Consider the following 15,171-nt stretch of genomic DNA (forward strand, 5'->3'; position numbering starts at 1 on the left):
CCTTGGCTAGGCGAGCGCAGCGCGAAATGCCATACGCGATTTTCGAAAATGACGGAGAAGGACATGGACGAGGCGATGGAGGGCAAGGTTGCGGTCGTTACCGGCGGTGGGACCGGAATCGGCGCAGCGGTGGTTCGGCGATTGGCGGTGCGGGGTGTGCGCTGCGTTATCAACTATGCGCATAGCCGGGACGCGGCGGAGGCACTCGCCGAAGAAGTCGGGAACGATGCGATCGCGGTGCAGGCGGACATCGCCGAAGATGCGCAGTGCCGCGCACTTGCCGGCGCGGCGACCGACGCGTTCGGGCGGCTCGACTATCTCGTCAACAACGCAGGGCGCACCAAATTCGCCGACCATGAGGATATGGACGCGCTGTCGGGCAAGGACTTTCACGACATTTACCAGCTCAACGTCGTTGCGGCGTTTCAGATGATCCGCGCCTGTGCGCCCGCGCTCAGGCAGGGGCCGGCGAGTGCGGTCGTCAATGTCGCCTCGGTCGCGGGCGTTTTCGGGATCGGATCGTCGGTCGCCTATGCCGCATCGAAGGGGGCGCTGATTACCATGACCAAGAGCCTGGCACGCGTTCTGGCGCCCGAGATCCGCATGAACGCGGTGGCGCCCGGCTATGTCGGGACTGGTTGGTTCGAGGAGCGACTGGGTGCGGAAGGTTTTGCCCGGCTCAACGAGCGCATCGCCGCCAGTACGCCGATGCACATGGCGGCGATGGCCGAGGATATTGCCGGCCCGATCGAGATGCTGCTCGACCCAGCCTCGCATGTGGTCACGGGCGAGGTGATGTTGCTCGATGCCGGCATGCACCTCGATGTCGGTCTGTCGCGACGGCCGGGGCGCGACGTCTAGTCCGTCGTACTGAACTTGTTTCAGCGTTCACATTGCCGTCTCGGCCGCCGGATCATCTGGCACAATGGACGCTGAAACGGGTTCAGAGTGACGGTTTGGTGAAGCTCAGCGTCCCGACTTCGACGTCTGCCCGAACAGCACCTTCTTCTGCTCGTCGGTCATCTCGCTCTGACTCGACGGGCGGACGTCCTCTCCCTTGGCGTAAGCCGCGACGGTCGCCGGACGGTCGCGGATCGCCTCGAACCAGCGCTTGATGTTGGGGAAGTCGTTCAGGTCCTGGCCCTGTGCTTCATAGGGCACGATCCACGGATAACAGGCCATGTCCGCGATGGAATAGGTGTCGGCGATGAAATCGCGACCCTCCAGCCGGCGGTCGAGGACACCGTAGAGCCGGTTCGTTTCGTTGACGTACCGATCAATGGCATAAGGTATCTTGTCAGGCGCGTAGCGATTGAAATGGTGGTTCTGGCCAAGCATCGGCCCAAGGCCGCCCATCTGCCACATTAGCCATTGGATGACCTGATAGCGTTCGCGCGTATCGGTGGGCAGAAAACGTCCCGTCTTTTCCGCCAGATACATGAGGATGGCGCCCGATTCGAAGATCGCGACCGGTTCGCCGCCGCCGGCGGGGTCATGATCGACGATAGCCGGCATCCGGTTGTTCGGCGCGATCTTCAGGAAGTCGGGGGCGAACTGGTCGCCCGCGCCGATATTCACCGGCTGGATTGCGTAGTCGAGCCCGGCCTCTTCGAGGAACATCGTGATTTTATGGCCATTCGGCGTCGGCCAGTAATGCAGATCGATCATGCGCGCTGTGCCCTTGTTGCTGCTGGCGTGCACTTGGGGGCGCAGCCGATATGCTGCAAGCATGTCTTTCACGAACGCTGAACCGGCTTGACGCGCGTTTCGCCATACCGCATCTTCAAATCAAATGATGTGCGCAGTCCGACGCGCCCGAATTCAGGAGAGAGGCATGGCCACCGCACCCGATACAGAGACGCTCGCCGATCCGCTCGACGCGTTCCGCGTTGAGGCGCGGGAATGGCTGGCCAAAAATTTTCCGTCGTCGCTGAAAGGCAAGGACAACGCCATGTCGGCGGTAGAGGGCGGCTCGGAGCCGACCGCCGACGAGGTCGCGTGGAAAAAGGCGATGGGCGAAAAGGGCTGGGGTGTTCCGACCTGGCCGAAGGAATATGGCGGCGGCGGCCTGAGCCGGGCCGAGGCGCGCGTGCTGCAGGAGGAAATGGGCCGGATCGGGGCGTGGAATCCGATCGGCGGCATGGGCGTGATGATGTTCGGGCCGACGCTGCTCGAATATGGCACCGAAGAGCAGAAGCACGAGCACATTCCGGCGATTGCCAAGGGCGAAGTGCGCTGGTGCCAGGGCTATTCGGAACCGGGCGCGGGATCGGACCTTGCGAGCCTTCAGACCTTCGCCGAGGACAAGGGCGACTATTATGTCGTCAACGGGCAGAAGACCTGGACCAGTGGTGGGCAATGGGCCGACAAGTGTTTCGCGCTGGTGCGCACTGACAAGACCAAGAAGCATGAGGGCATCACCTTCGTCCTGATCGATATGAACGATCCGGGCGTGGAGGTGCGGCCGATCCGCCTGATCTCCGGCCAATCGCCCTTTTGCGAGACTTTCTTCAACGATGTGAAGGTCCCCAAGAAGGACCGTGTCGGTGAGGAAGGGCAGGGCTGGACGATCGGCAAAAGGCTTCTTCAGCATGAGCGGACCAGCTTGTCGGGTGGAGGGTCGGCAAGCCGGCTGCTCGGCGGAACGCCGCTGAGCAAGCTCGCCAAGCAATATCGCGGAGAGGATGCCGAGGGTCGTATCGCCGACCCCGATCTGCGGATGCGGATCGTACGGCACGAGATGGACACGCGCGCCTTCATGCTGACGATGCGGAGGGCGGCGCTGGAGGCGAAGGCCAATCAGGGGCCGTCGGCGGCGTCGTCGATCATGAAGAATGTGGGTGCGCGCATCACCCAGAACCGTGCCGAGCTGGGCATGGAGATCATGGGCATGGCCGGCCTCGGCTGGGAAGGCGAGGGCTTCAGCGAGGAAGAACTGGCGCAGACGCGCACCTGGCTGTGGGGCAAGGCGGTGTCGATTTATGGCGGGTCGACCGAGATCCAGAACAACATCATTGCGAAACGCATCCTCGGGATGCTCGATCACCAGTAATTTCGTCACCCGGCGAAAGCCGGGGTCGCCGGCCGCAGGGAATGTGGCGGGAGATGCCGGCTTTCGCCGGCATGACGATCGGTCCGGAGAGGGAATAATGGCCGTATTGACCGAAGAACAAACGATGCTGCGCGATATGGCGCGCGAATGGGCGGACAATGAATCGCCCGTGACCGCGTTCCGCAAGATGCGCGCGGCTGCGCCGGTCGAAGGATATGACCCGGCGGCATGGTCCGAACAGGCGCAGATGGGCTGGGCCGGCATCCTGGTGCCAGAGGAACATGGCGGTGCGGGCATGGGATATCTGGCGCTCGGCTCGGTTCTCGAACAGCTCGGGCGGACGCTGGTTGCGACGCCGCTGGGCGCGACCGCGGCGGCGACCGCTGCGATCATCCTTGGCGGCTCGGATGAGCAGAAGGCGAAATGGTTGCCGAAGATCGCGGCGGGAGAGGTCGTGGCGACCGTTGCCGTCGATGAGGGGCCGAATTTCGATCCCGTTCGTATCGAGGCGAGCGTTTCGGGCGGCAAGCTGTCGGGCACCAAGGAGTTCGTCGCCGAGGGCGATAGCGCGCAGCTGTTCGTGGTTGCCGCGTCGGATGGGCTGTATCTCGTTGAGGGCGATGCCGGTGTGGCACGCGCGACGCGAAAAATGGCCGATTCGCGCAGCCATGCGCAGGTGGCCTTCGACGGCGCGCCCGCTGACAAGCTCGCGAACGGGGGCGATGATCTGCTGCAAAAGGTGTGCGACCGCGCGGCGGCGGCCACCTGCGCCGAAATGCTCGGGATGGCGGAAAGCGCGTTCGAGCAGACCAACGACTATCTCAAGACGCGCGTTCAATTCGGCCAGAAACTATCGACCTTTCAGGCGCTGCAGCACCGCATGGCGAAGATGTTCACCGAGCTGGAGATGATGCGCTCGGCGGTCGAGGGTGCGCTCGAGGCGATCGATGCCGATCGGCCGGACGTCGCACAGTCGGTCAGCCTGGCAAAGGCGGTGGCGGGCGATACGCTGCATCTCGTCAGCCGCGAGATGATCCAGCTCCATGGCGGCATCGGCATGACCGACGAGCATGATGCGGGCTTTTACATAAAGCGTGCGCAGGTGCTTGAGACTATATGGGGCAATGCGGCCTGGCACCGCGAGCGTTTCGCGCGGCTGAGCGGATACTGATCGCGGGCGCCGGCGGCGACGCTGGCGTAAGCGAGCAGCTTTCGAAAATCCGGTTTCAGTTTGGACGGAGTGGTTTCCGGGTGCCGATTGCCACTATGGCATAAAGGCAACGCAGCTAAAAAAGCGGCATAATGGAGAATGTGCCGACTTGACGAAAAATCGAAATCTGGTCTTATTCGATGATGCGGTATGCAGACTAATAAGTGCAGCCGCCAGGGAGGATGACATATGACGAAGCGCCACCTTCTCGCGGCTTGCGCCGCTCCGGTACTGGGTCTTTCGCTGGCGATGCCGGCGCATGCGGCGGAAAAGGCCGCGGAGCCCGCGGGGCAGCAGACGCAAACGCCCGCCCCGGAAGCGAGCCCGGCCACGACCGAGGCCGATGTTCAGGCAAATGATGAAATCGTCGTCACGGCACAGGGTCGCGCCCAGGTGCTCGCCGACGTTCCCGTCGCCATTTCGGCGGTTTCCTCCGCCACGCTCGAAAAGTCGGGCACGAGCGACATTCGCGAGCTGAACCAGGTCGCTCCGTCGCTGCTGGTGTCCTCGACCGGTAACGAGGCGAACGGTTCGGCGCGTATCCGCGGCATCGGCACCGTGGGGGACAATCCCGGGCTGGAAAGCTCCGTCGCGGTGTTCATCGACGGTGTTTATCGCTCGCGCAGCGGCAACGCGCTTGGCGAGCTCGGGCCGATCGAGCGCGTCGAGATTCTGCGCGGTCCGCAGGGAACGCTGGGCGGGCGCAACTCTTCGGCCGGCCTTATCAGCATCTATACCGCGCCGCCCGAGTTCAAATTTTCGGGCTATGGCGCCTTCACCTACGGCAATTACGATCACATCCGCGTCGAAGGCGGTGTGAATGCCCCGCTCGGCCAGACGCTCGCGGCGCGTGTGGACGGCGTTTATGTGAAGCGCGACGGTTTTTATTACGATGCGGTCAACGATACGCGGATCAACAACAAGGATCGCTATCTCGTCCGCGGGCAGTTGCTCTACGAGCCCAATTCGGACCTCAGCCTGCGCCTGATCGGCGACTATTCGAAAAAGAACGAGGCGTGCTGCGCGGCGACCTTCGTACAGCCCGAATTCGCGCCGCTCGCGCGCGTCAGCCCCGGTCTCGATTCCTATGCGCGGCCGCTGCCGGGCGCGCCTGCGCTTACCAGCACGCAGAATCCGATCATTCCGGTCCTGCTCGCGCTGGGACAGGACCCGCGCGCACTCAACCAGAGTACGTTCGACCGCACGCTCTATCTGAGCCCGGGACGCTCCTATGAGGGACAGACCGAGGATTACGGCGTTTCGTTGCAGGCCGATTACCAGTTCAGCGACATCAAGATGACGTCGATCACCGGTTACCGCGAATATTCGAACTATCAGGGTTCGGATACCGACTATACCGGCGTCGATATTCTCTACCGCGCGCCGAACGAAAATGCCGGTGCGCGCGCGTTCAAGACCTTCACGCAGGAAGTGCGCTTCAACGGGTCGCTGCTCGACAACAAGCTCGACTGGCTGGTCGGCGCCTTCTACGCCAATGAGGATCTGCAGGTTCGCGACAATCTGCGCTTTGGGTCGCAATATGGTGCCTTTGCGCCCTGCCGGGTGACGCTCGGCCTTGCGGCTGCTGGCTTCGGTGATTCGGCTGTTAATCCCGGGAACACAGGTTGTCTGGGCAGCGGAACGCGAGCCGCGCTGAATAGCGGGCTCACGCCACTGGGCGGCGCGGGAGCGCTGATCGTCGCCGGGCTCGACAATCTGGCGCAGCTCAACGACATGGGCAGTGTTGTCGACGTCTATAACCAGAAGAGTGAGAGCTTCGCCGGGTTCACGCACAATATCATTCACGTCACTGACAAGCTCGATGTGACGCTCGGCCTTCGCTACACCCACGAGACGAAGAAGTTTGACGCCGCGTTTCAGAACGACAACACGATCTGCCCCGCCAACCGGGCCTTGCTGTCGCCGCTGCTCGCCACGGGGGCGTCGGCGCTGGCTGCAGGGATCATCACCCTGTCATGCCAAGGCAATTCCACCGCCGAACTCAACGGCGTCACGTTGAACGACAAGCGCAGCGACGACGAGTTTACCGGCACCGCGATCGTCTCCTACAAGCCGATCGACGATTTGATGGTCTACGCCAGCTATTCGCACGGATATAAGGCAGGCGGTTTCAACCTCGACCGTTCGGCCCTGACCGGAACCAGCCCGGTCGGCATCCTGGTCGGACCGATCGCGGCGGGTAGCACCGCGAATCTTCAGTTCGGCGCGGAAACAGTCAACGCGTTCGAGATCGGCGCGAAATACGCCACGCGGAAATTCTCGGCAAGCATCGCTGCGTACCGTCAGGAGTTCAAGAATTTCCAGCTCAACACGTTCAACGGTTCGGTCTTCCTCGTGCAGAACATCAATTCCTGCTCGAGCGATCTGAACGGTGCCGACATGGACGCCAGCGGGACTACCGGGGCGTGTTCGCCCGACAATGTGCAGGCCGGTGTGATCGCGCAGGGTGTCGAACTCCAGACGTCGCTCGATCCGGTTCGCTATCTCAACATGACGATGGCGATCACCTATGCCGACACGCGGTATCGTCACAATCTGATCGGCAACGACAACGGTACGCCGCTCGATCCGGCGCTGCGCCTGCTGCCCGGCGACAATCTGTCGAACGCGCCGGAGATTACGGGCACGGCGTCGATGTCCTACACCCCGCCGCTTGGCAATTCGGGTCTGTCCGGGCTGTTCTACGTCAACGCCCGGATGACGAGCGATTACAACACCGGTTCCGATCTGCTCTACGGCAAGGAACAGGACGGATATGTCCTTGTGAACGCGCGTATCGGTATTCGCGGGCCTGACCAGCGCTGGGCGATCGAGGGTTGGGCGCAGAACCTGACCAACACCCAATATACGCAGGTCGCGTTCAACACGTCCTTCATAGCGCCGCAACAGACCTATTCGGCCTTCCTTGCCGAACCGCGGACCTACGGTATCACGCTGCGGGGCAAGTTCTGACCCTGGCGGGGCGGGCGGCCGATAATCGGTCGTCCGCCCGGCACGGGAACGCCGGGCCTGCTGACCAGCATATGGCCGGGGCGGCCGATCGCGATGCGCTCGCGATGCGGCGGCGCGGACTGACGCTCGCGCTGCTGACGCTCACCTATTTCTTCAGCTATATGGACCGTCAGATCCTGGCGATCCTGCAGGAGCTGATAAAACACGATCTTCAGCTGAGCGATACGCAGCTCGGCATTCTCGCGGGCTTCGCCTTCGCGCTGTTTTACGCGACGCTCGGCATCCCGGTCGCGCGGCTTGCCGACCGTTTCAATCGCAAGAACATCATCACTGCCGCGCTGGCGATCTGGAGCGCGATGACCGCGGCGGGTGGACTTGCGCTCAATTTCGGACATCTGCTCGCCGCGCGGATCGGCGTGGGGGTCGGCGAGGCGGGATCGTCGCCGCCCAGCCATTCGATCATCGCCGACCTCTATCCGCCCGAAAAACGAGCGGGTGCGATGGGGATATATTCGCTCGGCGTCGTGCTGGGCGCGTCGATCGGGACGATCGTCGGCGGAACGGTCGCCAGTTTCTATGGCTGGCGTGCGGCGATGTTCGCCGTTGGCGTGCCCGGGCTTATCCTGGCGTTGGCGGTGTATTTTTTCGTGATCGAGCCGCGACGCGGGCTTTCGGACCCCGACCGCGTGGTCGAGAATGATCAGGATACGATGCCGGGCCTGCTCGCGGGCTTCGCATCGCTCGGGCGAAATGCGCCTGCGGTGCATCTGGTGATCGGCGTCACCCTGACATCGATGATCGGTTATGGGCTCACCGCCTGGGGGCCGAGCTTCATGCAGCGCTCGCTCGACATCACGGTGTTGCAGATTGCGTTATATGTCGCGCCTATCGGCGGAATCTGCGGAACCATTTCTGCGGTGGGCGGCGGCAAGCTGGCCGACCGGTTGGCGCGCACGCGCGGGCTTCATGCACAGAGTTCGATGGTCGCGGTGTTGAAGCTGCTGGCGCTGCCCTTTCTCGCCGGATTCTACCTGATCGGCGATCCTGTGATCGCGGTTGCCAGCTATTTCGCCTCGGTGTTGCTCGCCAATAGCTATCTCGGCCCCACCTTCGCGCTGATCCAGGGGCTGGCGCCGGTCCGGCTGCGCGCATTGTGGGCGGCGATCACGCTGCTCGTCATCAATCTGATCGGCCTCGGCCTCGGGCCGACGCTGGTCGGCATCATCAGCGATGCGCTACGGCCACAGATGGGCGAGGATTCGCTGCGCTATGCCATGCTGATCTTCGCGGCGGTTACGCCCTGGGCGATCTTCCACTACTGGCGCGCTGCCACGCTGCTCAAGCGCCACGCCGGAACGGCTGTCCGCTGATCCCATCAGAAATCGAGAATGCGGTCGTCGAACATTCCGAAGGCGATCGTCGATCCGTAATAGGCGATTGCGCGCTCCCTCGGCATGGTCGACGCCCATTTGCGCAGGTCGAATGCAGCGTTCTGCGCGGCCATCAGCGCCTGTGATGCAATCAGCGGATCGACCGGACGGATTGACTGTTCGGCGATGCCGTCGCTGATCGTTCCGGCAAAGCGGCGCGCGATGCGGTTCGAACGGTCGATCATCACCTGTCGCGCGCGCGGCGGAAGCCCCGAAAGCGCGGTCGTGCGCAGCAGTGGTCCGTGTTCGGAAAACTGTACGTCAAGCAGCGTCGCGATCATGCTCGACAGGCGCTGCCAGTGCGTTCCGCCGCCGGCGTCGGCCTCTCGCTGCGCTTCGGTAATCGTGTCGAAGCTGCGCTTGTAGCATTCGATTACCAGATCGTCCTTGGCATCGAGATGATGGTAGAAGCTGCCCTTGGTAACGTTTAGTTCGGACGCGATCTTCTGCACCGACGCGCCGCGATAACCGAGTTCGTTGATGAGGCGCGTCGCCGCGACGAGAAACGATTCGCGGCCCGGTTCCGGCTCTTTATAGGCGACATCGAGCAGCCGGGGCTGCCACCGTGCGCCGTCGACCGCGACGCCGTAGCGAAATACCTCCATAAGCCGCGCCTCGACCCGGTCATATTGGTCGAGCGAGTAGCGATCGAGCCATGCCGCAAGCCAGAAGATGTTTTCCAGCAGGACGTGTGCCCTCGCGCCGAGCAGATCCTTGTGCTCGCGGGACTTTTCCTCACCCCATAGCTGGCGGGTCGAGCGGAAGACCTTCTGCCATTTGCGCAGCAGCTCGATCTTGACCTCGCCCTCCATGGCGCGAAGGTCGGACAGCACGGCATAGGCGGTTTCGTCGCCGCGTTCGATGCGGGCGAGCCGCGCGATGTTGATCGACAGCAGCTTGTCGACGCGCGCCTCGGGCGTGGGTTCCTCCATCGCCTCGTCGAGCATCGCCTGAAGATAGTTGAGCGTGTAGTCGAAACACGCCGCCGCAAGGTCTTCCTTGCGTTTGAAATAATAGGTAACGCTCGTGGTGTTGAGCCCGACGCGCCGTGCGACGTCGGCGAAGGTCATGCCCTTCGCGCTCTGCTCGTTGATCGCGTCCGCGGCTGCGGCGAGGATCGAATCCCGCTTCGCCTGAAAACGCTTCGTCCCCTTTTCCGCCGCCCCCGCGGCAGCATCCGCTCCACTCATTCCACCTGTTTAGCAAATCGGGTTCGAAGCGACAGCATTTTTTGCATATCGCGAAGCGCTAGGGTTTCGCTCCGTCGCCGCGACGCAAAAAGATGCCCGATATGGCTTTACCGAAAAACGGGTACGGTTTAAGCGATGGGCAAACGGCCGATAACGGTCAGCGATGGAGAGTGGCGATGGACTTTACCCTTACCGAGCGCGAAACCTATTTTCGGGACCGGGTGAAGGCCTTTATCGACAAGCATGTCCGACCGCGCCAGAAGGAATATTTGGCGCAGGTGCGCGAGGGCGATCGCTGGCAGGTCGTGCCCGTCGTCGAAGAGGTGAAGGCGATCGCCAAGCAGGAGGGGCTGTGGAACCTCTTCATGCCGCCGCATTCGGGCCAGCAGCATGTCGACGACAGCTTCGAGTTTGAAGGCGAACAACTCACCAACCTCGAATATGCGCTGTGCGCCGAGGAGATGGGCAAGATCGGCTGGGCGAGCGAATGCTTCAACTGTTCGGCGCCCGACACCGGCAACATGGAGGTGCTCCACCGCTATGGCACGCGCGACCAGAAGGACCGTTGGCTCAAGCCGCTGATGGAAGGCGAAATCCGTTCCGCCTTCCTGATGACCGAGCCCGCCGTGGCTTCGTCGGATGCGACCAATATCGAAACGTCGATGGTCCGCGATGGCGACCATTATGTCATCAACGGGCGCAAATGGTGGTCGAGCGGTACCGGCGATCCGCGTTGCAAGATCGCGATCGTGATGGGCAAGACCAATCCCGACGCCGCGCGCCACGCCCAGCAATCGCAGATCCTGGTTCCGCTCGGCACCCCGGGGGTGACGATCGAACGGATGCTGAGCGTCTATGGCTATGACCACGCGCCGCACGGTCACGGCGAGGTGGTGCTGAAGGATGTCCGCGTGCCGGTGGAAAATGTTATCCTTGGCGAGGGGCGCGGTTTTGAAATCGCGCAGGGGCGGCTCGGCCCGGGGCGGATCCATCACTGCATGCGGACGATCGGCGTGGCCGAGACCGCGATCGAGGCGATGGCGAAGCGACTGGTGTCGCGTATCGCGTTCGGAAAGCGCATTTCCGATCATTCGGTATGGGAACAGCGCATCGCCCGCGCGCGCATCGATATAGAGATGACGCGGCTGCTCTGCCTCAAGGCCGCCGACATGATGGACAAGGCCGGCAACAAGGCGGCCAAGGACGAGATCGCGATGATCAAGGTGCAGGCGCCGATGATGGCGCTGCAGATTCTCGACGATGCGATCCAGGCGCATGGCGGCGCCGGCGTGTCGGGTGATTTCGGACTGGCGAGCGCCTGGGCGAGCATGCGGACGCTGCGCTTTGCCGATGGTCCCGACGAGGTCCATAACCGCGCGATCGCGCGTTCCGAGTTCGGCAAATACGCGGAGTTCAAGGCGGATCGGCCGGATAGCGGACAGATGGCGGCGTCGCGCTGATCCATCGCTCCTGCGGAAGCGGGAGTCCATGACGCTGGCGAGGGGGACACGACGGAAAGCGACAGGCCCCTGCCTGCGCAGGGCCGACGAGAGGAGAGAGAAGCGTTGAAGGCAGCCATATTGCACGAGGCCAAGCAGCCGCTGACGATCGAGGATATCCGGCTGTCCGATCCCGCGCCGCGCGAGGTGCTGATCCGCACCGTTGCCTGCGGCGTGTGTCGGTCGGACCTGCATTTCGTCGATGGCGCGTTTCCGCATCCGGTCCCGACCGTCCCGGGCCATGAGGCGGCGGGTGTGGTCGAAGCGGTGGGCAGCGATGTCGCCAATCTGAAGGTCGGCGATCATGTCATCACCTTTTTCACGGTGTTCTGCGGCAGTTGCGAGATGTGCGTAACCGGGCGGCCTTCGCTGTGCGTCAATCCGTCCACGCGCAGGCCCAAGGAGGCCGAACCGCGCATCGCGCTTGCCGATGGCACGCCCGTCGCGCAGTTCCTGAACCTCTCGGCCTTTTCCGAGATGATGCTGGTCCACGAAAACGCGTGCGTCGCGATTTCGAAGGAGATGCCGCTCGACCGGGCGGCGCTGCTCGGCTGCGCGGTCATCACCGGAGCGGGGTCGGTGTTCAACGACAGCAAGGTGAAGCCGGGCGAAAGCGTCGCGGTGATCGGGGCGGGCGGGATCGGCCTGTCGGCGATCAACGCCGCGAAGATTGCCGGTGCGGGACAGATCATCGCGATCGATCCGGTGCCCGAGAAGCGCGCGCTTGCCGAGAAGATGGGCGCGACGCACAGCTTCGATGCCGCCGCCGATGATCTGGTCAAGCAGGTGCTGGGCCTGACCGAAGGCGGCGTGCATTACGCCATCGAGGCGGTCGGGCGCCCCAATACGGCCGAACTCGCGTGGAATATCCTGCGGCGCGGGGGCACGGCAACGATCCTCGGCATGATCGCGCCGGGTAACAGCGTGAGCATTCCCGGGCCGACCTTTCTGACGGGCAAGAAGATGCAGGGCTCGCTGCTGGGATCGACGCAATTCCCGACCGACATGCCGCGACTGGTGCAGATGTATCTCGACGGGAAGCTCGACCTCGACACGATGGTCGCCGAAACGATCCGGCTCGAAGACATCAACAGCGCCTTCGACAAGCTGCGCGAGGGGAGCACGGTGCGCTCCGTGATCGACTTCTCGTGAGCGAGACGGTGCAGGATCTGGATGCGGAAAAACTCACCGACTGGATGCGCGAGCATGTCGCGGGGTTCGAAGGGCCGCTGACCTATGAAAAGTTTGCGGGCGGACAGAGCAACCCGACCTATCGCATCGATGCGGCGAGCGGCGCCTATGTCCTGCGGCGCAAGCCGTTCGGGCCGATCCTTCCGTCAGCGCATGCCGTCGACCGCGAATATCGTCTGATCGACGCGCTCCATCCGACAGGCTTTCCGGTCGCGCGACCCTATGGCCTGTGCGAGGACGACACCATTATCGGCGCGCCCTTTTACATCATGGAGATGGTCGAGGGGCGGACGCTGTGGGACGGGACGCTGCCCGACCTGACTCCGCCCGAGCGGACCGCGCATTATCATGCGATGGTCGATACGCTCGCCGATTTGCACGCCATCGACTACGAAGCGGTCGGGCTGGGCAGCTATGGCAAGCCGGGCAACTATTTCGAGCGCCAGGTAGGTCGCTGGACGAAGCAATATCGTGCCAGCCAGACCGACGATATCGAGGCTGCTGAAAAGCTGATCGAGTTCCTGCCCCGCACGGTTCCGAAGCAGGACCGCACTTCGATCGTCCACGGCGATTACCGCATCGACAACATGATCTTCGCCGCGCAGGAGCCACGGATTCTGGCGGTGCTCGATTGGGAATTGTCGACGCTGGGCGATCCGCTGGCCGATTTCGCGTATTTCGCAATGAACTGGGTGACCGAGCCGGAGGGGCGTTCGGGCGTGATGGGCCGTACCGGGCCGGAGACCGGCATTCCGACGCTGGAAGCGGTCACCGAACGCTATTGCGAAAAGACCGGGCGTGACGGTGTGCCCGATCTCAACTGGTATTTTTCGTACAATCTGTTTCGCCTGATGGGGATCGTTCAGGGGATCAAGAAGCGCTGGCTCGACGGCAATGCCTCGAACGCCAAGGCGGAGGCGACCGCGGCGCGTGTGCCGGGGCTTGCCGAGGCCGCGTGGGAGTTTGCGAAAAAGGCCGGAGCAGGCTGAAAAAAACGACGGGAGAGCGTGAATGGGACTGTTCGATTTAGGCGGCAAGGTTGCCATCATCACCGGATCGTCGCGCGGCATCGGCAAGGCGTCGGCGATGGCGCTTGCCGAACAGGGCGCGAAGGTCGTGATTTCGAGCCGCAAGCAGGAGGCCTGCGACGAGGCAGCCGCCGAAATCAACGCTCGGTGCGGCGAGGGCAGCGCGATCGCGGTGGCGGCCAATATTTCCGACAAGGCGGCGCTTCAGAATCTCGTCGACACGGCGCGGCGCGAATGGGGGCAGGTCGACATCCTCGTCTGCAATGCCGCATCGAACCCCTATTACGGACCGATGGCGGGAATCGAGGACGAGCAATTCCGCAAGATCCTCGACAACAACATCGTGTCCAACCACTGGCTGATCCAGATGGTCGCCCCCGAAATGCGCGAGCGCGGCGATGGATCGATCATCATCGTTTCCTCGATCGGCGGGCTTCGCGGTTCACCGGTGATCGGAGCGTATAATGTTTCCAAGGCGGCGGACTTCCAGCTCGCGCGCAACTATGCCGTCGAATATGGCAAGGATAATGTCCGCGTGAACTGCATCGCGCCGGGGCTCATCAAGACCGACTTCGCCCGTGCTTTGTGGGAAGACCCCGAGCGCGAAAAGGCGGTGAACAAGACGCTGCCCATGCGCCGGATCGGCCAGCCCGAAGAGATTGCGGGCGCGGTCGTGTTCCTCGCTTCGCCGGCGAGCAGCTACATGACCGGACAAGCTGTCGTCGTCGATGGCGGCGCGACGATCTGAGGAAGGGGCCGATGATGCGTTTCGAAGGAAAGTCGATCATCGTCACGGGCGCCGGATCGGGGATCGGGCGTGCTGCGGCGAAACTCTTCGCGGCGGAGGGCGGCCGGGTCATCTGCGCCGACAAGACCGAGGGCGCGGCGGAAACGGCGGATATTGTCACGGCGGCCGGTGGCAAGGCGGTAGCCACCCAGATCGACGCGGGTGTCGAAAGCGATGTCGAACGGACGGTGGCGCTCGCCGTCGAGAAATTCGGCGGCATCGATATCATGTTCGCCAATGCCGGCATTTCCGGCGGGCTGGCGAATATCCTCGATACGTCCGTCGAGCTGCTGACCGAAGTCCTGAGGGTCAATCTGGTCGGCCCGTTTCTCGCGATCAAGCACGCCGCACCGAAGATAGTCGAGCGCGGCGGCGGTGCGATCGTGCTGACGGCGAGTGTCGCCGGCATCCGTTCCGGTGCGGGATCGCCGGCCTATTCGGCGTCGAAGGCCGGCGTCATCAACCTGGCGCAGGTCGCCGCGCAACAGCTTTCGGGATCGAACGTTCGGGTGAACGCGGTTTGCCCGGGGCTGACCGAAACCGGCATGACCAAGCCAACGTTCGACTATGCGCGCGATGCCGGAAAAATGGATCGGGTGGGGAGGCTCAATCCCCTGCGCCGCGCCGGGCAGCCGGAGGAACTGGCCGAGGTGGTAGCGTTCCTCGCATCGGACGCGGCGAGCTATGTCAATGGACAGGCTATCGCGGTCGATGGCGGGCTTTCGTCCAGTCATCCGGTCACGCGGCAGGAATATGGCAAGACCGCGGTTTAGCGAACCTCGGCTTGGGTTGGGTCGAGGCAAACACGAAC

General features: G+C 63.2%; 12 protein-coding genes. 10 read left to right on the forward strand and 2 right to left on the reverse strand.

The window, feature by feature from the left end; all coding sequences use genetic code 11:
• The first annotated feature begins 48 nt into the window (after nucleotides 1-48).
• Complete coding sequence (locus J7S20_RS02760; RefSeq protein WP_284052700.1) at nucleotides 49-861, forward strand: SDR family NAD(P)-dependent oxidoreductase; 813 nt, start codon at nucleotides 49-51, stop codon at nucleotides 859-861.
• 105 nt (nucleotides 862-966) lie between these two features.
• On the opposite strand, the gene J7S20_RS02765 is transcribed toward J7S20_RS02760, so the two are convergent.
• The gene (locus J7S20_RS02765) at nucleotides 967-1,668 is read right to left on the reverse strand and encodes a glutathione S-transferase N-terminal domain-containing protein (protein WP_284052701.1); all 702 of its coding nucleotides are present in this window, start codon (nucleotides 1,666-1,668) and stop codon (nucleotides 967-969) included.
• Between the two features lie 166 nt (nucleotides 1,669-1,834).
• Between J7S20_RS02765 and J7S20_RS02770 the strand changes: the two genes are divergently transcribed.
• The 4 genes from J7S20_RS02770 to J7S20_RS02785 all read left to right on the forward strand — a co-directional run bounded on the left by J7S20_RS02770 (nucleotide 1,835) and on the right by J7S20_RS02785 (nucleotide 8,605).
• Entirely contained in the window at nucleotides 1,835-3,052 is a 1,218-nt protein-coding gene (locus J7S20_RS02770) for an acyl-CoA dehydrogenase family protein (protein ID WP_284052702.1), read from the forward strand.
• A gap of 97 nt (nucleotides 3,053-3,149) precedes the next feature.
• On the forward strand, nucleotides 3,150-4,223 hold the full coding sequence (locus J7S20_RS02775; RefSeq protein WP_284052703.1) for an acyl-CoA dehydrogenase family protein: 1,074 nt from the start codon (nucleotides 3,150-3,152) through the stop codon (nucleotides 4,221-4,223).
• Nucleotides 4,224-4,451: 228 nt separating this feature from the next.
• A complete protein-coding gene (locus J7S20_RS02780) occupies nucleotides 4,452-7,235 on the forward strand; it encodes a TonB-dependent receptor (RefSeq protein WP_284052704.1) in 2,784 nt (927 codons plus the stop codon).
• A gap of 71 nt (nucleotides 7,236-7,306) precedes the next feature.
• Nucleotides 7,307-8,605, forward strand: a complete 1,299-nt coding sequence (locus J7S20_RS02785) for a spinster family MFS transporter (protein ID WP_284052705.1) — start codon at nucleotides 7,307-7,309, stop codon at nucleotides 8,603-8,605.
• A 5-nt stretch (nucleotides 8,606-8,610) separates the two neighbouring features.
• Here the strand turns inward: J7S20_RS02785 and J7S20_RS02790 are convergent, their stop codons facing one another.
• Nucleotides 8,611-9,855 (reverse strand): TetR/AcrR family transcriptional regulator, encoded by a 1,245-nt coding sequence (locus J7S20_RS02790; protein ID WP_284052706.1) that lies wholly within the window; start codon nucleotides 9,853-9,855, stop codon nucleotides 8,611-8,613.
• Nucleotides 9,856-10,031: 176 nt separating this feature from the next.
• Here J7S20_RS02790 and J7S20_RS02795 point away from each other — a divergent pair, with 176 nt between their 5' ends.
• From J7S20_RS02795 to J7S20_RS02815, 5 genes are all read left to right on the forward strand, one after another.
• A complete protein-coding gene (locus J7S20_RS02795; RefSeq protein WP_284052707.1) occupies nucleotides 10,032-11,315 on the forward strand; it encodes an acyl-CoA dehydrogenase family protein in 1,284 nt (427 codons plus the stop codon).
• A gap of 105 nt (nucleotides 11,316-11,420) precedes the next feature.
• Nucleotides 11,421-12,506, forward strand: coding sequence for a Zn-dependent alcohol dehydrogenase (locus tag J7S20_RS02800; protein WP_284052708.1), 1,086 nt, complete (start codon nucleotides 11,421-11,423; stop codon nucleotides 12,504-12,506).
• A 44-nt stretch (nucleotides 12,507-12,550) separates the two neighbouring features.
• Nucleotides 12,551-13,534: a phosphotransferase family protein gene (locus tag J7S20_RS02805; RefSeq protein WP_284053384.1), complete on the forward strand. Its 984-nt coding sequence runs from the start codon at nucleotides 12,551-12,553 to the stop codon at nucleotides 13,532-13,534.
• A gap of 22 nt (nucleotides 13,535-13,556) precedes the next feature.
• A complete protein-coding gene (locus J7S20_RS02810) occupies nucleotides 13,557-14,321 on the forward strand; it encodes an SDR family NAD(P)-dependent oxidoreductase (protein WP_284052709.1) in 765 nt (254 codons plus the stop codon).
• An 11-nt stretch (nucleotides 14,322-14,332) separates the two neighbouring features.
• Nucleotides 14,333-15,133, forward strand: coding sequence for an SDR family NAD(P)-dependent oxidoreductase (locus tag J7S20_RS02815; RefSeq protein ID WP_284052710.1), 801 nt, complete (start codon nucleotides 14,333-14,335; stop codon nucleotides 15,131-15,133).
• Nucleotides 15,134-15,171: the final 38 nt, after the last annotated feature.

The sequence above is a fragment of the Stakelama marina genome, assembly GCF_018122655.1.
Taxonomy (GTDB): Bacteria; Pseudomonadota; Alphaproteobacteria; order Sphingomonadales; family Sphingomonadaceae; genus Sphingomonas; species Sphingomonas marina.